Here is a 22,223-nt window from a genome sequence, read left to right as displayed (position 1 = left end):
ACACAGGTTATGCCAAAAATGAAAACCAATTCCAGTGCTAAAAAGCGTTTTTCGCTTACTGGAACAGGTAAAATCGCAAGGAAGAATGCCTACAAAAGCCACATCTTAACTAAGATGTCGACTAAACGTAAGCGTAATTTGGGTCACACTTCAATGGTGTCCGCAGCTGATATGGGCAACGTTAAGCGTATGCTTGCCATCGGTAAATAATTAAATTTTTAACCAGGTATCCGGTAGTAAGTTTGCTGTAATACGCAACACCGTTTATCAAAAAACAACACACTATGCCACGTTCGGTAAACGCAGTAGCTTCGAGAAGAAGAAGGAAAAAAGTCCTTAATATGGCCAAAGGCTATTGGGGATCAAGAAGTAAGGTTTTCACCATTGCTAAAAATACGGTAGAAAAAGGTTTGCAATATGCATACCGTGACCGTAAAGTTAAGAAAAGAGAATTCCGTGGACTATGGATTCAACGTATCAACGCTGGAGCACGTCAACATGGTATTTCTTACTCTCAACTGATCGGTAAATTAGCTGCTAAAAACATCGGTTTAAACCGTAAAGTTTTAGCTGACTTAGCAATGAACCATCCTGAAGCTTTCAAAGCTGTAATTGATGCAGTAAAATAGATCTTAAGATCGTTTTAATAAAAAAAAAGGGAGCAATTAGCTCCCTTTTTTTGTGGTTTATATTATCAGAAAATCAGCTGTTCTGCGGCTTTCCGGATGTGTTCTTTATCCAGAGTGTCCAACTGAGGGATTCTTCCCAATATTGGAACCCCGGTATAAGTTGTAATGTAACGTTCGGATTCTTCATTAGGAGTGCCATTGAAAATGAGGCCTTCTATTGCAAGTTGTCTGGATTTTAAGACTTCGAGTGTCAGAAGGGTATGGTTGATGCTACCGAGGTAATTCTGCGAAACGACAATTATCTTTGCCTCTAAGGGTTTCAGCAAATCTAGCATCAGTTCTTGTTCATTAATTGGTACCATTAAACCGCCCGCTCCTTCAATCACCAGATGATTGTCGGTTACAGGAGCTTTTATCGCACTTGCAGAAATGTTTATGCCATCTATCCGGGCTGATAAATGCGGGGAAAGCGGTTGGCTAAGCTTGAATTGCTCCGGATGAATAATGGTTTTTTTATTGCTGATCAGCTGCGCTACTAAAAGGCTGTCGCTATTGTCCAGGTCTCCTGATTGAATGGGTTTCCAGTAATCTGCCTGAAGTTTTTCTGTCAGGATAGCGCTGACTATGGTTTTTCCGATACCTGTTCCGATCCCGGTAATGAAATAAGTTTTATTCATGTTGTCTTAATAAGATCAGCTGACTGATCAGGGTTTGAATTTCTTCATTGCTATTATAGGTGTGCAGGCAAATTCTCAACCGCTCAGTACCTTTTGGAACAGTAGGGCTTAAGATGGCACGAACATCCATGCCTTTCTGCTGAAGACTTTCTGCAGCAGATTTGGCTGCAGTATTGCTGTCGTAAAGTATCGTTTGTATGCTGCTGTTACTGATCTTTCCGGAAATTCCGGCCATTTCCATATTTAAGGCATATTGCTGGATCCGACCGGTGATGAGCGGGGTATAATCTGTTTCTGTAAGTAATTGGTAAGCTGCATTAATACAGATGATGCTATGTAATGGGGCTGCTGTAGTATAAATAAAAGATCTGGCGAAATTAATCAGGTATTGGCGTAAGGCGGAAGTGCCAAGAACAATGGCGCCATGACAGCCCAGAGCTTTGCCGAAGGTGACCACCCTTGCAAAGACCTCTTTTTCCAGACTGAGTTCCTGAACCTTTCCCTTTCCATGAGCTCCGAAGATCCCTAAGGCATGTGCTTCGTCTACAATCAGGTTTGCACCATGTCTTTTACAACAGTCATTAATTTCTATCAATGGGGCCAGGTCACCGTCCATGGAATAAACACTTTCTACGAGTACATAAATATTGCCTGTAGCCAGTCTGAGTTTAGCTTCCAGCGAGTCCAGGTCGTTATGTTTAAAGGTATATCTGCTCGCATGACTCAGCCGGGCGCCGTCGATCAGGCTGGCATGAATGAGTTCATCAGAGATGATGGTATCTCCACGTTGTGCCAGACTGGAAATGAGGCCAATATTGGCATCGTAACCTGAGTTAAAGATTAAACCGCTTTCTGCCTGGTGAAATGCCGCGATCAATGTTTCTGTCTGTTCGGTAAAGGAATGATTTCCGCTCAGGAGCCTGGAACCACCAGAGCCGACCGATAGCTGTGGTACCTGATGAAGCATGCTTTCTATACGTTCTTTGAGAAGCGCTGACCTGGAGAAGCCCAGATAATCATTGGAACAAAAGTCTACAGGCAAATGGGCAAGGGATAGTTTTCTTAGTGATCCTTTATCCTTTCTGTCGTTTAACCTGTCTTGTATAAACTGTTGGGTTTTGTTCATTGGGTTCAAAAATAAAGAAAGCAGGAGGAACCTGCTTTCTTTATTTTAATTTTATGACAAATGTCCGTTTCCGGCTGGTTAAGCTAATGTTTTCCTCTTTAGTTTTTGTTGAGTTGCGAGATTGATTTCTGCATTTGGGCCATCATGCTGCTTAATGTTTCAATAGTAGGCTCCGGTGTGGGGTCAGGAAGGGTAGAGGAAATGAATGCTTTTGCTTTCCATATTTCCAGAATTTCATCTGAGGGAATGGTATATGGATCGTAGATCTTGTTATCAGATATCAATTTCAGTTCCTTATTTTCCTTAAAACGATTCCCGGCTCTTTTGTAAACCACACCTTCATTTTTGCTGATGATGATATAGGTTTCTCCTGCTTTTACATCATTCCAGTTGTCCATGTATTCGGCAAGGATAATGCTTCCAGACTGGATGGGTAACATGGAGTCTCCTAAAATTTCAAAGGCCCTGAATGTTCCCTGTTTCAGAAAAGGAAGCGGAAGCTGAAATTTAGGAAGGTCTCTGATGTATTCAGGATCCGAGAAACCGTTAAGGTAACCGGCACTGGCTTTCACAGGCACCATTTCTATGTTTTCTTTATCGTCTTTATCTACAGAGATGCTGAGAATTCTCAGGTTCGAACCCTGGCTTTTTGGCTTGGGTTTCCAGTTGTCATTGATATTTTCGTTAATAAACTCGTCTATCGTGAGGTCAAAGTATTCTGCTATTTTTTTTAGCAAATCATATTTAGGCTCAGCCCTGTCTTCTTCGTAAGCCCCGATAAGTGATCTCTTAATGCCCATAGCATCAGCGAATTGCTGCTGTGTGTGGCTTTTTTTCTTTCTCAGGTACTTCAGGTTGGAGGAAATATTTGACATAAAATAAAAGTTTAAAATTTATTTGTTTTTACTAATATTGTTAGTATTATTGTACCAATAAAGTTAGTAATATTTATTCGAATACCAAATAGCTGTACTAACTAAATTAGTTTATGTCATTTAATCCTTTAGTCATGAAGAAATTTGTATATATCGTAACTGATAGAAACCGCAAGAGTTTACATGTTGGAATGAGTTCTGATTTAATTAAGACGCTTGATTTTTATAAGCAGATGCCGAGTTTATTTTTTGATTGCGGTGAACAGCTGACGAGGTTGGTGTATTTCGAAGAGTTCAAGACTGAAGCTCAGGCATTAAGCCGGTTTAAAGTAATCAGTAGGTTTACCAGAATGCAGAAGGAGCGGGTGGTAAGGGCTTGTAATCCGGATTGGATTGATCTGACGATTGGATTGGATTTTGAACACATCATCAGCAGTAAGAAACTGGTGAATCAGGTGAATCTTCCCTTTATTCTATCATAGATTTTGAACAGGGACACCCCAACCGTTTGCCGGGGTGTTCCGTTCAAATGATTTACCATCCAGGAGCAAAGGTTAACCCAAATACACCTGCTTTAACATCTTTACGCTGTAATGGAAAAGCATAATAAGGTTCCAGTACAAAATAGCCAAATACGTTGACCCTTAAGGATACCCCAAAACTGATTGCCGGAACCCGTTCATTGGTGACCTGTGTCATTACTGGCTGACCTGCAGCATCCACAATTACATTTCCCTGTCCGTCTTTTGCCGGTTCTGTAGTATAAGTCGGCTGACTTTTAAATGCGATTTTATTGCCCTGGTTCCAGGCTAATCCTGCATCAAAGAAAAAGTTAAGGTCAGTAAACAGGAATTTTGAAGGGATTTGCGCTAGCTTTTTAGGTCCGGTAAATGGCAGGCGTATTTCAAAATTGAAGACTGCAATTTTATTTCCAGACAATTGATTAATATCGAAATCTCCACTGGTTGAATTACGGCTTTTATAGAATGAATTTGCTTCATAACCCCTGATGAAATAAGGATATCCGATAAATAAGGGATAGAGGTTTTCTCCATCTTTACCTACTCTCAGGTAATTGAATGTTCTGGCCGCAATAGTGAATGGTTTAAGACGAACATACTTTCTGGCATCTAAAGATAATCCGTAAAATTTGTAATCGCCAAAATACTGTTCTACTCCAACACGGTATCTGAATCCATCAAGAGGAGAGGTGAGACCCATGATCGAGTTATCTCCTACAAAGGAAGCATTGGCTTGCATAATGGTAAATGAATTAAGCGAAAAGCCTAATTCTCTGGAAGCTTGTGCTGAAGGAATTTTTCTTTTATCAGAACCCAGGTAACCACCGATCAGGCCTCCACCAAGATCTTCATAATAATTGCTGAAGCGATCTACCCGATAGCTGTAACGGGAAAAGCTTCCACCCAATTCAAAGCGGTGTACTTTATTGAAAGGATAAGCACCAAATACCTGGGCCTGTTCTTCAAAAGTACGGATGATATTTGTCCGGTCATTGATCACGTCCACTTTTCCATTTCTGCCATCCAGCTGTTCGGCAACAATATCCCTGAATCCGGTTACATAAGGGGCATGGGAAATTGCGGCACCCCAGTTGATCCGACTCGATTGGTTGATGTAGCCTACAAGCCCCCCAAAATCATAGATCTCCCCGTTTACGGCAAGGTTTGCAATGATCTGGTTTCTACCCAGAATATCACTGAAGCGACCGGAAATACCTCCCTGAACGCCTGTTCCAAATCGACTGGTAGAAACACCTACACCACCACTGTTAGCCAGATAATCGAGCTTAAATTTCGGTCTGTAAGGAACGAGTCTCATGGAGTCTGTGGTCGTTTTTTCAAAACGCTCAAAATTCGCCAGGTTGGAATTTACAATGTCCACACCCAGATTTTCCATAGGAGGAAGGATCGCTGCATCAAAGTTTACTTCATTTGCATCTACCGGTTTTGATCTGAAATTACTTAATGGAGAATTGTATAAAGTATAACGCTGTGAACGGTAATAACTATAAACAATATCGTCATTTCTGGAAACAGACATGGCCGGAGAGAATTCTGTGATTCCGCTGATCCCCGTAAAATAATCTGTCAGTTGTTTTACTTTTTGATCGGAAAGGTTATACTCGTAAAGATTCCTGAAGCCATCTCTGTTGGACAGGAAAAAAATCCTGTTGCTGTCTCCGGAGAATTGTGCATTTAAGTTGTTCGCACCCGGAAATACCGGAACATCAATCAGTGTTTTAGTTTCAATATCATAAACTGTCAGATTGATCGGATGTACCGCGGTATTGCTGTTTTTAGACATAGATGCCCGGTCTGAGGAGAAGACAATCTTCTTTCCATCAGGAGCATAATTTGGTGCATAATCAGAATAGCTGTCGTTGGTAATCTGGGTAACCTGCTTCGTCTTCAGGTTATAAGAAAAGATGTCACTCTGCCCTTCTACCATTCCTGAAAAAGCAATGTCATCTCCATTAGCAGACCAGGACAAGTTTCCAAACTGGCTTACTTCCCCCATCGGGGCACGTAATTTTACATTTCCGGTGGCTACATCGATGATCATCAACTGGTTTCTTCCTTTACTGAAGATACTAAAGGCAAATTGTTTGCTGTCCGGAGACCAGGTTCCAGCGGATTCGAGAAAGTTGAAATCGTCAATATGGGAGTTGGAAATCTGACTGCTGAGCTTTCGGATAATCTTACCTGTTTTCGCTTCAGCAAGAAATAGGTCAATCCCAAAAAGGTCCTTTTCAGATAAGAAGGCAATATACTGGCCATCCGGACTAATTGCCGGAGCTACGTTCATATTTCCTGCATTCTTATTGTCTATAATTTTTGTACCTGTGATTTTCACCTGTGAACTGTCTGATTTCAACATCGGACGGTAATGGGCTTCAATGGCATTTTTCCATAAACCGGAAAGGGTACGGTCGTCGTATCCGAAGGTGTATCTTAATCCGTTTTCATAACCATATTTGGCCGTAGCTTTAAATAGAGGAACAATGGTGGTGTCGCCATAAACCGACCCTACAAAGGTCCAGAAAGCTTGTCCATATCGGTAAGGAAAATACTTGTTGGAGTTGGTCAGGTCTTTTAAAGAGGGGATATCTCTGTTGAGCAGGGCATCTCTCATCCACATGGAAGTAAAAGCATCTGTTTTTCCTATGGAGAGATATTCGGCCATCCCTTCCACCATCCATAAAGGAGTCTGACTGATATTTTCTAAACCGATGGAATCTTTTTCCAGTAAAAGGTGGTATTGGAAGGCATGCACCAGCTCATGACCCAGTACATGTCGGGTTTGGTTGTTCAGCTCCATAACCGGCATAATTACCCTGTTCTTAAAGGCTTCGGTTACCCCACCTGTACCGATTCCGATCTCACCACTCAATGCGGTTGTAGTCTGGAAATCCGGATGGTTATTGTACAGAATAATGGGATTTTTCTTTAAGAAAGTATCTCTGAAAACCTCCTGATGCATTTTGTACCAGGTTTCTGCGTCCTGAGCAAATTTTTTGATTAGCTTCTCATTTTTTAAATAGTAATAGATTTCAAAATGAGGGGTTTGCAGGACTTTGAATTTCTCATTTTTATACCGCACTATATTTTGTCCAAAAACCTGGGCCTGGACAGCAGTGGCCGATACAAGGAGAATAATCAGAACAGGGAGTAATCGTCTAAAGAGAGTAGAGCTCAGATTCATAGCGTGATTATATTTTGTTGTGTTTAAATTTACGCAAATTGTGTTATTAAGTTGGCTGACTGGCAGCAGATATTTCAAGGAGAACGTCCGGTAGGCCCAATACGCTACACCTTTCATCATAATTTAAGCAGGAAACTGCGAGCAAATGCCCCGGACCTTTTTGGGGGCGGGGCATCGTCATCCTTCTTTATTGGTTATTCTTTTCCTGTTCTTTTTTAATACGTTCCTTTTCTTTCTCTTCTTCACGCTGTTTCTTTCTCAGCTCTCTTTTTTCCTTTCTGGTTAAAGGAACCTCTGCAACAGGCTGTTTAACAGGTTCAGGAGTTTTTTTCTCCTCAGTTTTGATAATATCTTCTTCTTTCAGTACTGGTTGTTGTTCTTCCACCACCGGAGGGGCGACTCCTGTGGAATCTACTGCCAGACTATCAGAACTGGAGGTGTCTACCCGAATCCTCGGACTTGGACAATTGATTTCTCTGGTAATCTTAACTTTTGATTTAGGGAAGGCACCGTAAGTATATCCTGTGCTGGGATCATGATAAACTTTTTCCATGAACTTAGCAAAAATAGGTAAAGCTGTTCTTGAACCTTCGCCTGTTTCTCCGTTTTTGAAATGTGCGGTACGTTCGTCACAACCTACCCAGACACCCGTAACCAGGTCTTTGGTAACCCCCATGTACCAGGCATCCACATAATCAGATGAGGTTCCTGTTTTTCCACCAATCTGGTTATTGTTTTTCCAAAGGTCCCATTCCCAGAGCGCCTGGGAAGTACCACCTGGTTCCTCCATTCCACCTCTGAGCATGTAAAGCATCAGCCAGGCAATCTCTTCAGAAAGTACCCTTTTTGTTTTTGCTTTAAATTCTTCAATGAGGTTATTGTCCTGATCTGTGATCTTTTCAACCAGAATCGGCTCCGTTCTTACGCCTTCATTAAGGAAGGTACTATAGGCTCTTACCATTTCAAATACGGTAACGTCATTTGGCCCCAAACTTACTGAAGGTACGGTTTTGAGGGGGCTTTCGATACCACATTCATGTGCCCATTTTACCACATTTTCTGCTCCTACAGCCTCTGTTACCTGTGCGGTAATCGTGTTTACCGATTTACCCATCGCCCAGCGTAGGGACATTTCCCTGTAGCTAAAATTCCAATCTGCATTTTTAGGCTCCCAGTATTCCGTTTTACCATTTTCCTGATACTTGATTTTGACCGGCTTATCTGTGAATTTATCACATGGACTCATTCCTTCTTCCAATGCGGCAAGATAAGCGAAAGGTTTAAAGGTGGAGCCTGCCTGTCTTTTGCTCTGGTTAACATGGTCGTATTTAAAGAATTTATGGTCAATACCACCCACCCAGACTTTGATTTTACCACTGAAAGGATCCATGGTCATCATTCCTGTATTCATGATTTTACCATAATAACGGATCGAATCCATAGTGGAGAAAAGGGTATCACGGTCACCTTTCCAGGTGAAGATTTTCATTTTTTTCTTTTTATTGAAATAGGCAGTTACGGAGTCAGGAGAGTTGCTGTATTTTTTTTCCAGCAAGGCATAGATCGGTAGTTTGCGCATGGCGCGATCCGGATAGTCTACCTTTTTCTTTTCAGAATCTTCCCAGGGATCTTCGTTGCCCCAAACACTATAAAACCTTCTCTGGATAGTTTTCATCTGTTCAGCCACAGCCTCTTCTGCATACTTCTGAAGTTTGGAGTCGATGGTGGTATAGATTTTTAAACCATCTTCATAAAGATCATAATTGTTATCAGCGGCCCATTTTTCCAGGTATTTGTCTACAGCCGCTCTAAGGTAAGAATCTCCATCACTGCCCGCATCTACGCTTCCTTCTTTGAGTTTTATAGGAGTGTTTTTATAGGTGTTGAGCTCCTCAGTGCTGATGTAATTATATTTATTCATCTGAGCGAGCGCCACGTTTCTTCGTTCCAGTGCTTTCGCAGGGTTTCTGATTGGATTATAAGTGGTCGTACCTTTCAGCATTCCGACCAGCATTGCTGATTCCGGTACCTGTAGTTCATTGGTTTCTTTATCAAAATATACTCTGGCGGCAGTTTTAATTCCATAGGCATTGTTCCCAAATGATACTGTATTGAGGTACATCGTGATGATGTCATCTTTAGGATAATTGGATTCCAGTTTTACTGCGGTCATCCATTCCTTTAGCTTAGAGATGATCGTACGTACAACAGGTATATGTTTGATAAAACCCTGCGATTTATTGTATCTGGTACGGTAAAGGTTTTTGGCAAGTTGTTGTGTAATGGTACTCGCGCCACGTTTATCGCCGGTAGCAGTAGAGAGACCGCTGGAAAGTAAAGAACGGAAGTCAATTCCCATATGACTGTAAAACCTGACATCCTCAGTCGCTACTAAGGCTTTAATGACACTTGGCGCAATCTCATTGAAACTTACCGGTGTCCGGTTTTCTTTAAAGTAACGTCCAATTAGTTTTCCGTCTGAAGTGTAAAGCTCGGAGCCGACACTAAGGGTAGGTGATTTGATGTCTTTATAGGATGGAGAGTATCCAAATAACCATAAAAAGTTGAGTTGCAATGCGCAAAAGAAGATAATAATGCAAAACAGGAATATGCTTGAATAACGGATATACTTATTGCGAATTTCTTTAAACATGAGATAAAGATCAAAAAAACGTAAAACAGTTAGTGTTAAATAGTGTTAAAACTTGCAGTACAAATTAACGTAATTAATTTACTTAAATTTTATTCTATATTTAAATTAAACGCGACAGGAAGCAAAGCCGTGATTTCTTGTTTTATACAACAGTAGCAAAGGGTTTGGGCAACTGTCTAAAAGTTAAACAGTAATCTTTATTGTCATAATGGTTTGATGAGAGAAGCTGAACACAAAAATTTTTTCCCTATTTCTCTATCCTATTGGTCCGTATCTGTATTTCTATATAGGTATGACGTTTGTATTCATACCCTCAATCTGTAAATGAATGATGCTGATTTAAGGTTGCGATAAACCATTTAGATCATCAGGAAGAATAGGCCTTTGCTGAAACCGGAACGGAAATTTAATTTGATTTCTACAATTAATAAATAATTTATGCACTTTGTATACCTTACTGCTGAAAGCGGAAATGGTATGGTTGTTTTTCTTAAAATCAATCGTCTCTGATCCGGCTTTAGCGTTATAAAAGATCACCCTATAATGAAAACATATTTTTACAGGTATGCTGCTGTTTTAGCTTTTTGTTTTGCATTTTTTTCTTGCCAAAAGACTAATAAAGTTATTGAAAATCAACCCTTAAAGGATAGGTTATCTGGAGAATTGAATGCAATTTTTAGTAAAATAACCAACGAAAATACTGACATTTCCGATCCTAAGAAAACATTGGAGATTTTATCAGACGCAGAAAAAAGATATGCTGCTGATACGCTCGCTATTGCTTATATCAATCTGTTTAAGTGTGATTGTTACTCAGAATTGGGTCAGTTCGATCAGGCTTTGATCTGTAATAATATCGCTTACAATTATTTTAAAAACTATCCCCATACTGCAAGAAAGGAGTATATTGATGTTTTAAGGGGGGCTTCACTTTTATACGCCAGCCTTGGCGACAGCGAGAGAGCCATCAATTATATTAAAAAGGCAGAATATGAAGCTTTAATTAAGCAGCCAGGACAGAGTACACGAGTTTATAATGTAACGTTAGCGAATATCTACGGTTACTATGCTTATATTCTGGAACTGGATAAAGATCTTAAGAAAAGTCGGGGACTTCTGTTGAAATCAATAAAACTGAACCTATCCGGCGGACAGACAAAAGGGACTACTCTTAAGGCCGTGTATTACAATCTTGCGAATTTATATGAACAATCAAACCAGATTGATAGTGCTCTTTTTTATTTAAAAAGATCTAAAACATACCTGTCAGCAAATAAAAAAATAAATGAGGTCATGCAAATGGAATATAACCGTTTGCAAAGCCGTATTTACGTAAGGCAGAATAAAATCGATAGTGCGATCTACACTGCCGAGGAAAGTTTTGCCGGTTTGGATAGTACCAGAATGATCATTAATAATGACGTTGCAACCGAACTTGCTTTAAACTACCTTAAATTGGGTTCCTTGAAAAAAGCAAATCAATATTATCAGCATGCCAAGAGTTACTTTTTTAAAGCAACTGTGTCAGATTATACCAGCAAAGAAAAGATCATTACCGGTTTAATAGCCTTTGCTTTACAAACAAAAAAGAATGCAGATCTGGATATCCTGATTAAGGCCTATCAGAAGTTTGCGAGGAATAATTACGATAGTGAGAAAGCAAAGGCACTTAAAAATGCTGAAGTTATTTATCAGGTAAAGGCACAAAATGATAAAATAGAAAAACTGGCTTCAGAAAACAGCTTAAAGTCGACCGTCATTAAGCAAAGAACAGTTCTCCTTTCCGCAATATTCATTCTATTAGCGACCAGTATCTTTTTTTATTATCGCCAGCTCAGGCTTAAAGAGAAACACAGGGCGATTGATCTGGAACAACGTCTCCGACTCGCCCAGATGAATCCTCATTTTATAGCAAATGCATTAAGCGCTATTCAAAAGGAGATCTATGAGCATAAGAATGACCTGGCTATCTCTTACCTGAATAAGTACGCGGTGTTAAACCGTCTGATACTTGAAAATTCAAGAAATAAATACATTTATCTGGACGACGAATTGAATATTCTCAGGAATTATATCGAGCTGCAACAGATCCGGTTTACAAACAAATTTGAGTACATCTTTGATGTTGCCGACGACCTGGTGATGGAGGAGATTAAGATACCGAATATGCTTTTGCAGCCGATCATTGAAAATGCTATTGAACATGCTTTTAAGAACATGATTGACAGAGGTCTGTTGGAGCTGAAAATATTTTTGCAGGGTGTGCATCTGGTGTGTGAGGTTAAGGACAATGGTCATGGCCTGAGTCATCAGATTCACAAGCAGGGTAAAAAATCATTTTCGATCCAAATCATTAAAGAACGTCTGGCCCTTTTGAATAAGGAAACCGGCAACAGGTCTTCCTTTGAGATGAATCCACGTGACGATGGGCAGAAGGGGCTGGTCGTAAAGTTGACAATTCCAATTATAACTGATTATGATTAAGGTTATTTTAATAGATGATGAACCCCACATTTGCAGTGTTTGCCGCATTTTGCTGGAAAAACTGGAGCATGTCCACGTTGTTGCGGAATGTAATAACATAAAGGACGCCTATGAGGAAATTATCAGACATAATCCGGATTTAATTTTACTGGATATCCAACTGTCTGGCGAAACAGGGCTTGATTTACTGGAGAAATTCGACGATCCTGATTTTGTGGCGGTCATTATTACCAGTTTTGACGAATATGCCATCAGGGCTTTAAAGGCCGGTGCAATTGATTATTTATTAAAACCAATTATTGCAGATGAGTTTTATCTGGCAATTGAAAAGGCAACGAAAAGGAATGCTTTAAATAACCTGCAGATAAAAGGAGCAGTGAATAATTTTACTGGTGATTTCAGTAAAATAACCCTGAGTGGCCAGAATTATACCATTTTGGTGGATTATAAAGATTTGATTTACTGTAAGTCTGATGGCGGCTACACTACTTTTTATTTATCAAATGGAAAAGAAGTGGTTACCTCAAAAGTTTTAAAACATTATGAAGCCATTTTGCCGGATAAGATTTTCTTAAGGTGTCATCAGTCTTATCTGATTAATCTTCACCATATTGTCAGCCTTAAAAAAAGCAATGCCATCATTTTAAGTAATGGAATGACGGTTCCTATCTCTATTCGAAAAGGAAAGGATTTGCGGGACCGGCTCAGGGAGCTGGGATGAAAATCGCATCCGAATGCTGTAATGTGCACTCGTATCATTATATTTAAACAAGTACGTGTAAACTATCAATGAATGAAAAAGGAGATCGAAAAATACCTGGCCGTTCCGGGAAAGAAAGTTTTATTGAAAGATCATCAGACCAGTTACAATGGTGATCAGGAAAAGGAAGATGGTAAAGAGGAGATGGATGAGGTTAAGGAAAGATTGAGCAAGCTACAGGAAACATTATATGCAGCGAATTCTCATTCTATTCTTATTCTTTTTCAGGCTATGGATGCAGCGGGAAAGGACAGTGCGATTTCTCATGTCATGTCGGGCTTAAACCCGCAGGGCTGTCAGGTATACAGCTTTAAGGCGCCGACATCTGAAGAATATGAACATGATTTTTTATGGCGTCATTACAAGGCGCTTCCCGAAAGAGGCCGGATTGGTATCCATAACCGCTCACACTATGAAAATGTACTCGTTTGTAAAGTTCATCCGGAATATGTCCTGAATGAAAATATTCCGGGTTATCAGGACCTGAAACTTATCGATGATAAATTCTGGAAAAAGAGATACGAAAGCATCCGTAGTTTTGAGCAGCACATCTCTGAAAATGGAATAACCATCATTAAGATCTTTCTTAATGTTTCTAAAGAAGAGCAAAAATCACGTTTTCTGGATCGTATAAATGATCCTGCAAAAAACTGGAAGTTTTCTTCTTCGGATATTACCGAACGTGGAAGATGGGATGAATATATGAAAGCTTATGAGACGGCTATAGAAGAGACTTCTACAGAACAGGCGCCCTGGTATATCATTCCTGCAGATAAAAAATGGCACGCCAGGCTGGCAATCAGTCAGATTCTTGAAGAACATTTTAACCGGCTGGATCTTAAGTTTCCTGTTCTTGCAGAAGAGGAAGCAAAAAAACTAGACGAAATAAAGGAGCTGCTCCTTAAAGAATGAAAAAGAAGCATTCTATTCGACGGCTGAAACCTTTTGCCCTGAAGGGGGCAAGAATTTCTATGCCGTCTCACAGAAAACTTCTTTTTGCTGAATAGCAAAGTGGAATAGCGGGATTGAATTGCGGGATGGGATGGAATGGTTGAATACACATGTTTAAGCCAATAGCTGGAAATGATGGCGTGAGCGCTGTAACCGGTAGGTTTTTAAAAAAAAGATGCGTATTATGAAAAGGCATAGAAATATTTGCCCCCTTCAGGGTGAAGATTTCAGCCTTTGAATAAAATGCTTCTTTTTCCTTTAATGGACGAATTAGTAAGCGAGTCTGAACTTGCTTAGGTCAGGCATTTTATCTCGTTTTCTTTCCAATTCATATTGATAGATGATGCGTCCTATATTTCCCATGAAAGGATAGCAAACGGTCTCATATTCATATTTATTGTCATTATAAATACCATCATCATTGGATTGTACAACTGCGGTAAGAAAGAATTCTACTTTGTTTTTGAAATCTACGATATAGGCGTTATCAATGATGAAGCCATAAGAATCGCCGTATTTATTAAATATCCGGATATTGGGTTCAATGACGGCATCCTTTTCTCGTCCATAATATAGCATTTTAGCGTAAGCTGGCCAGAACTCTGTGGCATTATAAGAAGGGTAAATACTTTCGGTGGGTAGTTTACTCATATGGGTATAGATCAACTTATAATCTTCGGGGCTCAGGTTAAACCTTTCCTGTTCAGGAAAGGCTTCGGGGCTGATGAGTTTCCTCATCATGGCCTGTTGATCGGAGATGCTAAACGCATTTTTGTTCTCCAGGCTAAAAGGTTTGTTAACGAGCCGCTCGGCGCTGTCCAGATAACCTTTACCCATGATGGTATTTGTCAGCTGAAGAGGGTATTCTTTGGGATCGTATTGTTCCGGTTGGGAATAGATGAGTTTGTCCTGATGATAAAACTGGATTGGATTGGTATGTTTAGCTGGTTCGCCGGAATCACCGATAGCTAGTCTGTTGAGGATTCTGCTGTCGTTAAAGCCATGTTTTTTTAACCTGGCGTTGATTTCGGCCCTTCCAATAAATTCGAAGAGGCGGTTAAAAGCATCATTGTCGCTGGTCAGCAGGATCTTTTTGATGTAATGCGCTACGGAAGGCAATCCATCTGCAGAGCTGCTGTCTTTCAATACCTTAGTCTGGCCGGCATAAGCTGAATCGGTGATCATTGTACTTTTTGAACTGAGATCTTTTACACTTAACTTCAGCTCATTGATTTTCTCCAGAGCAAAGATCACAGCCGCCAGTTTTACCGTACTGGCAGGGTAGAAGTACCGGTGGTTGTCCAGGTTATAGCTATAGGTTTTAAAACTGGGTATGTTTTTATTATTCCTGTTTACCTGGGTATATAATAATTGTACCTGGTTTTTTTGTGGGTGGTTCAGGATATTGGAAAAGAGCTCCGGATTTTTTTGCATTAATTGTTCAATAAGTATAGTATCAGTCTGTTGTGCCATAGTGTTCAAGCTGAGTATAAGGATGAGCAGGGTTGGAATATTCGTCTTCATCGTTGTCTTATTGTTAATAAAAATATTATTCCTAAGATAGTAAGGAAAAGCTAAATAGTATATCAATTGATAAAGTTTGTTGTTAGCTGGATATTTGAGTACCTTTGCCTCGCTTTTGGTTCCCGGTGGTTTCATCGGGATTAAAAGGGAATACGGTGTGATTCCGTAACTGTCCCGCAGCTGTAAGCTCCATAACGGTATTCAAATCGAAGCCACTTGTCCGATCCGGAAATGTTCCGGTATAGATTGGGAAGGCAGGATATCCGGGAGTAAGTCAGAAGACCTGCCAGTAGGTGTAATATTTCATAGCTTTCGGGGATTGAAGCTTGGAGTGAGTGCTTGTTTTTTGTATTTCATTTCCTTGATCGAACTGTTTGCTGTGGGTAAATAACTCACAACAAAAATGAGAAGAAACAATTTTACCATTAAAGGTATAAATCCTTGTTTTTTTACTTTTCTTGCCATCAGCTGGCTTGGGTTGGCTATGCCTTTAAATTTGTTTGCCCAAACGGATTCTTTAAAGCGATCCAGAAAAGATTCGCTGGAAAAGATCAACCAGCTGAAAGAAGTACAAATCAAGACCATCAAGATTACCCGGCGTCAGACTTCTTCTACTCCTTTACAGATTCTTTCTGGTGCTGATCTGGAAAAACTGAACAGTCTTTCTGTTGCTGACGCAGTTCGCTTCTTTTCAGGAGTACAACTGAAAGACTACGGAGGTATTGGTGGACTGAAGACCATCAATGTACGTAGTATGGGGACCAATCATACCGCGGTTTTTTATGATGGAGTACAATTAGGAAATGCACAGAACGGACAAGTAGACCTGGGGAAGTTTTCCCTGGATAATATTGAAGAGATCGAATTGTATAACGGGCAGAAAAGCAATGTTTTGCAATCTGCCAAAAGTTTTGCTTCTGCAAGTTCCTTATATCTGAAAGCGAGACAGCCGAGTTTTGAAGAGGGGAGAAATAACCGGTTTAAGGGTGTAATCAGAACAGGTTCTTTTGGTCTGGTTAATCCTTCATTACTATGGCAGCATAAAATTTCGGAACATACTTATAGTACGTTGAGCGCTGAGTTTAAAAAGGCTAATGGACGTTATAAATTTCGTTCGACAAATGGGGTATGGGATACCACAGGAGTAAGAACAGATGGGGATGTGGAGGCAATGAGGCTGGAACTGGGACTGAACGGAATCCTTCGGGATAGCAGCAAATGGAGTGTTAAGTTGTATGGTTACAATGATAATCAGGGTTTGCCCGGAGCTATTGTTGCCAATGTATGGCATTTTTCCCAACGGATGTGGAATCGTAATTTCTTTGCTCAATCAGCCTATGAAAAGACTATAGGAAAGTATAGTCTGATGGCTTCCGCTAAATATTCCAATGATTATCTGCGCTATCTGAACCCGGATATTGTGACGACAACAGGGCTTTTGAACAACAAATATCATCAGCAGGAATTGTATCTGTCATTGGCAAATAAAGTAAAAATCAATCATTTTTGGGATGTGGTATGGTCGACAGACTATCAGATTAATGATATGAATGCAAATCTCTATCGCTTTGCTTACCCCATCAGGAATACCTTTTTAAATGCATTGGCTACGCAAGTCCACTTCGACAGACTGGATATCCAGGCGAATTTGCTAAGTACTTTGACCTACGATAAGGTGAAAAGTGGGCCTGCTGCGGGGAATAAGAATGAACTTACGCCAACCATTATGATATCCTGGCAGCCATTTGATCAGAAAGAGTTTAGGATTCGTTCTTTTTACAAGAGCATATTCCGGATGCCGACATTTAATGATTTGTATTATGCCTTTTATCAGTTTACTATACTTAAACCTGAATATACCAAACAATACGATCTGGGCTTTACTTATATAAAAGGATATGAAAACAGGGCATTAACGCAATTTTCTATACAAACAGATGCTTATTTTAATAAGGTGAAAGATAAAATCGTTGCGGTTCCCGGAACATCACAAGCCATGTGGAGTATGAGAAACCTGGGGCAGGTGGAGATTAAAGGTTTGGATGTCAATGTACAATCGGCATGGCAGCTGAATAAGGAATTAAGCCTAAATGCAGGTATCAACTATACTTATCAGCAGGCCCTGAATACGGAAAGGACTTCTACAACATATAAACATCAGATTCCATATATCCCATTACATAACATTACTTTTCTGGCAAGTGTATCCTATAAAAATCTGGCCATGAACTACAGCTATTTGTATACAGGAGAACGTTATGACCAGTCGGCCAACATTGCTCAGAATTATGTTCAGCCTTTTTATACCCATGATATGGCCATTCACTATCATGCGGTTATTCATAAAAGAAAAGTAAGGGTTACTGCAGAAATGAATAATATGTTTAATCAGGCCTACGAGGTCATTACCAATTACCCTATGCCTGGCCGTTCCTACCGGTTTAGCCTGACTTATGATTATTAGCAATAGCTTATAGATAAATGAAACCAATGAAAAGAATCAAACTTAAACACCAGAACATCCTGAGCATCCTGTTGATGGCAATGACGCTGACCAGCGCTTGCCGTAAAGACCCACAGGTGATCAAAGAAGAACAAGAAGAGGTGATTGCTCCTGAGCCAGCCCGTCCGGCCAAAGGTTTTTACCTGGTAAATGAGGGGAATATGGGGATGAATAAAGCCTCACTTGATTACATGGATTTCAGAACAGGAATATATAGAAGAAATATTTATAATGAAGCCAATCCTACACAGGTAAAAGGACTTGGTGATGTAGCGAATGATGTTGGGATTTATGGATCAAAACTATATATCGTAGTAAATGTTTCCAATAAAGTGGAAGTGTTAGACGTAAAAACCGGTAAAAGGCTGCAGCAGATTAATATTGTCAACTGTCGTTATATCACCTTCAAAAATGGTAAAGCTTATGTCAGCGCCTATTTAGGAGAGGTTGGAAATGCCGCTGAGCCGAATGGTATTGTTGCGCAGATTGATACCGCTTCCTTAACGGAAGAAAAAAGAGTGAAAGTAGGCCGTCAACCAGAAGAGATGGCCATTATTGGAAGTAAACTATATGTCGCCAATTCTGGAGGTTACAGTCCGGAAAACTATGAGAGGACCGTTTCTGTGATCGACTTAAATTCCTTCACAGAGACCAAAAGAATTGACGTTGCCATTAATCTTCATCGGCTAAAAGCAGATAAATATGGTGATTTATATGTGACTTCAAGAGGTGATTATCTGGAAACAAAGTCCAAAATGTTTGTGATCGATACCAAAACAGACAAGGTAAAGAAGCAGTTTGATCTGGCAGTGAGTAACCTGACGATTAATAATGATATTGCTTATTTCTATGGCTCGGAATGGAACCATAATACAGGAGAAACCACCGTTACTTATGGCATGCTTGATGTGAATGAAGAGCAGGTTCTGGATAAAAAATTTATTACTGACGGAACGGATAAAAGCATTGTCATTCCTTATGGTATTGCTGTTGATCCTTTTACCAAAGAGGTATTTGTGACTGATGCCGGTGATTACGTTTCGCCAGGAGTGGTGTATTGTTTTAGTCCGCAGGGATTAAAGAAATGGTCAGTGACAGCGGGAGATATTCCGGCACATTTTGCATTTGTTTATAAATAATAACTTCTATTAACTGAATTAAAATGAATACCAGACACTATCTGACATCAGCACTTATTGCAACAGCTCTTTTATCAGGATGTAAGAAAGACGGGGAAACAGCTGCGGTTATTCCCGAGGTTCCTGAAAATACTGCCTTTGTTACCCGCTTATTCGAATATGTTCCTGCTCCCGGTCAGTTTATCAATCTCGGATCCGGCCGTATGGAATCAGCGCAAAGTATTCTGAAAAAGGAAGGAATCGTAAGTCTCGGTGCCTGGGGAGGATACATCGTTCTTGGATTTGACCATACTGTAATCAATCGGAAAGATCTTCCTGATATTTTGGTGAAGGGGAATGCTCAGTCAAATTTTGCGGAACCCGGAGTCGTGTGGGTGATGAAGGATGAAAATAAAAATGGCCAGCCTGATGATATCTGGTATGAGATTGCAGGGAGTGAATTTGGTAAAGCTGGATATATCCGCAATTACGAGGTTACTTATACCAAACCTACGCCGGTTAACGGAGATGTTTCCTGGAAGGATAATAAGGGGAATACGGGTTTGATTGAGGCAAATACATTCCACAGTCAGTCCTATTTCCCTGACTGGATCAGCGGTGCCGAATATACCTTGAAAGGTACTTTGCTTCCTTCATCAAATATAAATATGATGAACCCGGCATTTGTGACTAGTCTACCCTTTGCTTTCGGATATGCCGATAACATCGCAGGCGGAGATCAGATAGATATTGCGAAAGCAATTGATAAGGATGGAAAAAACATCAGCTTAACGGGGATTGATTTTATTAAGATACAAACCGGTATTCAGGCAAACATGAAATCAGTAGGGGAGCTTTCCACAGAGCTGACCAGTGTTACGGACCTCAGTCTTATTAAATAAACTAAACATTATAAAAACATACAAATATGGAATTAAAAAGTACTTTAAAATCAATTGCAGTAGCTGCCGTGTTTATGGCTGCCGTTTCTTCTTGTAAGAAAGATAAAATGCCGGTTATTGAGCCAGGCCCGGTTTCTACAATAGGTGTATATGTGTTGAATGAGGGCGCATACAATACCGTTACCAACAGCACCAGTAGCAGCATTAGTTATTATGATATTGCCACAAAAACAACAGAAAAAGATTATTTCAAAAAACAAAATGGCAAAGACCTGGGGTCAAACGCCAACGACTTGCAGCAATATGGCAGCAAAATTTATTGTCTCATTACCGGAACAACTGTTGCCGCAAAGGATTCTTATATTGAAGTGTTGAACATCAGTACTGGTAAATCTATAAAACGCATTGCTTTTTCAGACGCCAATGGTGGATTTATGCCTCGTTTTATAGTCTTTAATAAGAACAAAGCCTATGTTTCCGGATATGATGGAAACATTACAAAAATTGATACAGCAAGTCTGGCAATTGAGACGAGGGTTAAAGTTGGTGGTGCATTAGAAGAATTGGCGATTGTAAATAACAAATTATATGTGACCAATTCTGTACATCCGTTTTTTCCTTCGGATATTAAGTCCTCTGTATCTGTTGTAGACCTGAACACTTTTGCTAAAATTAAAGAGATTCCTATGGGTTTAAATCCTGCCAGAATCTCAGCTACTGAAAACGGAGATTTATTTGTAATGACCAGAGGTCAGTACCAGCCTTCAATTCCGGCAACAATAGATAAACTAAGTAGTGTTACCGATACCAGAGTAAGCAGTGATGATAAATCGGGCCCATCATTTTTAAAAATCACAAAAAACAAAGGGTTTGCTATAGGATATAATCCAGGGCCTTACCTGAAATCCCTTGACGTCTCCACAGGAGCGCTTAAAGGTAATTTAATAACTGATGCTACCGTGGTTACTTCGGCTTATGCAGTAACTTTAAATCCATTGGACAATACTTTCTTTGTAGCCGATGCAAAGGATTATACCGGAGATGGAATGCTCTTTGGGTTTAGTGAAGATGGTAAACATAAATTCTCTTTCTCTACAGGTACCAATCCTCAGGCTGCAGTATTCAGATATGGTTATAAATAATTCATAATCATCAAATTATCCCCCTAAAGTATAAACAAATGAAAATCAAACATTGCCTCGCTATTGCGCTATTGAGTTTTAGCGTTTTGACATCCTGCAAAAAGGACAAAGAAGAACAACCTGTATTATCTGTAAAGATGGCCGTAACCGATAAAGCCTTAAACGGAAAGGTGAATGAGAAAATTAATTTTTCTGCAGCCGTGGAGAATGGTGTGCTGGTGGAACAGAGCTGGACACTGGATGGAGTCATTAAAACTACAGCAGGTTCTTTCGAATTTACGCCACCTAAGTCGGGTATTTATAGTATTGCTTATACTGCAAAAGCAAGCGGTACTGAATTTACCTATGATTATACACTGAATGTAGGCGTTCCTACTGTTCCGGTTACACCGACCAGCAATAGTTTTGTTACGAAATTACTGGAATATTCTCCTGCTCCCGGACAGTTTATTAATAAAGCGCCTGGAAACCTGGTGAGTGCTCAGGGGATTCTGGGTAAAAAGGGAATGGTAACCCTTGGCGCCTGGGGAGGATATATTGTCCTTGGGTTTGACCATACGGTAATTAATGAAACTGGTAAAGATGACATCATTGTTTATGGAAATCCAATGCCAAATTTTGCAGAGCCAGGAATTGTTTGGGTGATGCAGGATGAAAACGGAAATGGATTAGCGGATGATACCTGGTATGAAATCTCCGGCAGCGAATTTAACAAAACGGGATACAGGCGCAATTATTCAGTTACCTATACCAGACCTGTACCGACAACCGCAGATGTACCGTGGAAAGATAGTGATGGTAATACCGGTGTGGTTAAAACGAATAGTTTCCACAAGCAATCTTATTTCCCGGAATGGATAACGGGTAATACATATACCCTAAAGGGGTCTTTATTACCTTCTACCGGCATTAATATGTCTAACCCTTCCTATATCACAAGTACTCCTTTCGCATGGGGGTATGCCGATAATACGGTTGGCGGAGATAAGATAGATATTGCAAAGGCAGTAGATAAAGATGGTAAAAGTGTGGCATTGGGAGGAATTGATTTCATTAGGATCCAGACTGCAATACAGGCCAATATGGGTTGGCTAGGAGAATTATCGACAGAAGTGATTGGTGTTGAAGACCTGAGCCTGGTAAAATAAAAAGAGAT

General features: G+C 40.1%; 17 protein-coding genes and 1 riboswitch. Of the genes, 11 read left to right on the top strand and 6 right to left on the bottom strand.

All coding sequences use genetic code 11. The features are described from left to right. The first annotated feature begins 9 nt into the window (after positions 1 to 9). Together rpmI and rplT are read left to right on the top strand one after the other, a co-directional pair. On the top strand, positions 10 to 210 hold the full coding sequence (gene rpmI / locus BFS30_RS26355) for a 50S ribosomal protein L35 (protein WP_041887185.1): 201 nt from the start codon (positions 10 to 12) through the stop codon (positions 208 to 210). Positions 211 to 284: 74 nt separating this feature from the next. Continuing rightward, on the top strand, positions 285 to 629 hold the full coding sequence (gene rplT / locus BFS30_RS26350; protein WP_069382040.1) for a 50S ribosomal protein L20: 345 nt from the start codon (positions 285 to 287) through the stop codon (positions 627 to 629). A 65-nt stretch (positions 630 to 694) separates the two neighbouring features. Here rplT and bioD read toward each other — a convergent pair whose 3' ends face one another. The 3 genes from bioD to BFS30_RS26335 form a co-directional block, all read right to left on the bottom strand. Further along, the gene (bioD, locus tag BFS30_RS26345) at positions 695 to 1,306 is read right to left on the bottom strand and encodes a dethiobiotin synthase (protein ID WP_069382039.1); all 612 of its coding nucleotides are present in this window, start codon (positions 1,304 to 1,306) and stop codon (positions 695 to 697) included. Continuing rightward, the gene (locus tag BFS30_RS26340; protein ID WP_069382038.1) at positions 1,299 to 2,432 is read right to left on the bottom strand and encodes an aminotransferase class I/II-fold pyridoxal phosphate-dependent enzyme; all 1,134 of its coding nucleotides are present in this window, start codon (positions 2,430 to 2,432) and stop codon (positions 1,299 to 1,301) included. Before BFS30_RS26340 ends, bioD begins: the two co-directional genes overlap by 8 nt. A 98-nt stretch (positions 2,433 to 2,530) precedes the next feature. Beyond that, a complete protein-coding gene (locus BFS30_RS26335; RefSeq protein ID WP_069382037.1) occupies positions 2,531 to 3,307 on the bottom strand; it encodes an XRE family transcriptional regulator in 777 nt (258 codons plus the stop codon). Between the two features lie 134 nt (positions 3,308 to 3,441). On the opposite strand from BFS30_RS26335, the gene BFS30_RS26330 reads away from it, so the two are divergent. Next, a complete protein-coding gene (locus tag BFS30_RS26330; RefSeq protein ID WP_069382036.1) occupies positions 3,442 to 3,789 on the top strand; it encodes a GIY-YIG nuclease family protein in 348 nt (115 codons plus the stop codon). A gap of 52 nt (positions 3,790 to 3,841) precedes the next feature. Here the strand turns inward: BFS30_RS26330 and BFS30_RS26325 are convergent, their stop codons facing one another. Together BFS30_RS26325 and BFS30_RS26320 are read right to left on the bottom strand one after the other, a co-directional pair. Further along, complete coding sequence (locus BFS30_RS26325; protein ID WP_069382035.1) at positions 3,842 to 7,030, bottom strand: basic secretory protein-like protein; 3,189 nt, start codon at positions 7,028 to 7,030, stop codon at positions 3,842 to 3,844. A 187-nt stretch (positions 7,031 to 7,217) separates the two neighbouring features. Then, entirely contained in the window at positions 7,218 to 9,683 is a 2,466-nt protein-coding gene (locus tag BFS30_RS26320) for a penicillin-binding protein 1A (RefSeq protein WP_069382034.1), read from the bottom strand. A 543-nt stretch (positions 9,684 to 10,226) separates the two neighbouring features. Between BFS30_RS26320 and BFS30_RS26315 the strand changes: the two genes are divergently transcribed. The 3 genes from BFS30_RS26315 (at position 10,227) to BFS30_RS26305 (ending at position 13,839) form a co-directional block, all read left to right on the top strand. After that, a complete protein-coding gene (locus BFS30_RS26315; RefSeq protein ID WP_069382033.1) occupies positions 10,227 to 12,167 on the top strand; it encodes a tetratricopeptide repeat-containing sensor histidine kinase in 1,941 nt (646 codons plus the stop codon). After that, positions 12,160 to 12,888, top strand: coding sequence for a LytR/AlgR family response regulator transcription factor (locus BFS30_RS26310; RefSeq protein ID WP_069382032.1), 729 nt, complete (start codon positions 12,160 to 12,162; stop codon positions 12,886 to 12,888). Before BFS30_RS26315 ends, BFS30_RS26310 begins: the two co-directional genes overlap by 8 nt. A 72-nt stretch (positions 12,889 to 12,960) precedes the next feature. Continuing rightward, entirely contained in the window at positions 12,961 to 13,839 is an 879-nt protein-coding gene (locus BFS30_RS26305; protein ID WP_069382031.1) for a polyphosphate kinase 2 family protein, read from the top strand. Between the two features lie 309 nt (positions 13,840 to 14,148). Here BFS30_RS26305 and BFS30_RS26300 read toward each other — a convergent pair whose 3' ends face one another. Beyond that, positions 14,149 to 15,402: a serine hydrolase gene (locus tag BFS30_RS26300; RefSeq protein ID WP_069382030.1), complete on the bottom strand. Its 1,254-nt coding sequence runs from the start codon at positions 15,400 to 15,402 to the stop codon at positions 14,149 to 14,151. 99 nt (positions 15,403 to 15,501) lie between these two features. Beyond that, positions 15,502 to 15,708: riboswitch (cobalamin riboswitch) on the top strand. Positions 15,709 to 15,805: 97 nt separating this feature from the next. Between BFS30_RS26300 and BFS30_RS26295 the strand changes: the two genes are divergently transcribed. From BFS30_RS26295 to BFS30_RS26275, 5 genes are read left to right on the top strand one after another with little or no spacing between them, the layout of a single operon-like run. After that, entirely contained in the window at positions 15,806 to 17,866 is a 2,061-nt protein-coding gene (locus tag BFS30_RS26295) for a TonB-dependent receptor plug domain-containing protein (protein ID WP_069382029.1), read from the top strand. 26 nt (positions 17,867 to 17,892) lie between these two features. Continuing rightward, positions 17,893 to 19,044: a YncE family protein gene (locus BFS30_RS26290; protein ID WP_069382682.1), complete on the top strand. Its 1,152-nt coding sequence runs from the start codon at positions 17,893 to 17,895 to the stop codon at positions 19,042 to 19,044. 23 nt (positions 19,045 to 19,067) lie between these two features. After that, complete coding sequence (locus BFS30_RS26285; RefSeq protein ID WP_069382028.1) at positions 19,068 to 19,925, top strand: cell surface protein; 858 nt, start codon at positions 19,068 to 19,070, stop codon at positions 19,923 to 19,925. Positions 19,926 to 19,951: 26 nt separating this feature from the next. Then, on the top strand, positions 19,952 to 21,067 hold the full coding sequence (locus BFS30_RS26280; RefSeq protein ID WP_069382027.1) for a YncE family protein: 1,116 nt from the start codon (positions 19,952 to 19,954) through the stop codon (positions 21,065 to 21,067). Positions 21,068 to 21,105: 38 nt separating this feature from the next. Continuing rightward, positions 21,106 to 22,215: a cell surface protein gene (locus BFS30_RS26275; RefSeq protein WP_069382026.1), complete on the top strand. Its 1,110-nt coding sequence runs from the start codon at positions 21,106 to 21,108 to the stop codon at positions 22,213 to 22,215. Positions 22,216 to 22,223 lie beyond the last annotated feature (8 nt).

The organism is Pedobacter steynii (assembly GCF_001721645.1).
Taxonomy (GTDB): Bacteria; Bacteroidota; Bacteroidia; order Sphingobacteriales; family Sphingobacteriaceae; genus Pedobacter; species Pedobacter steynii_A.
This window is presented reverse-complemented; position numbering and strand designations above follow the sequence as displayed.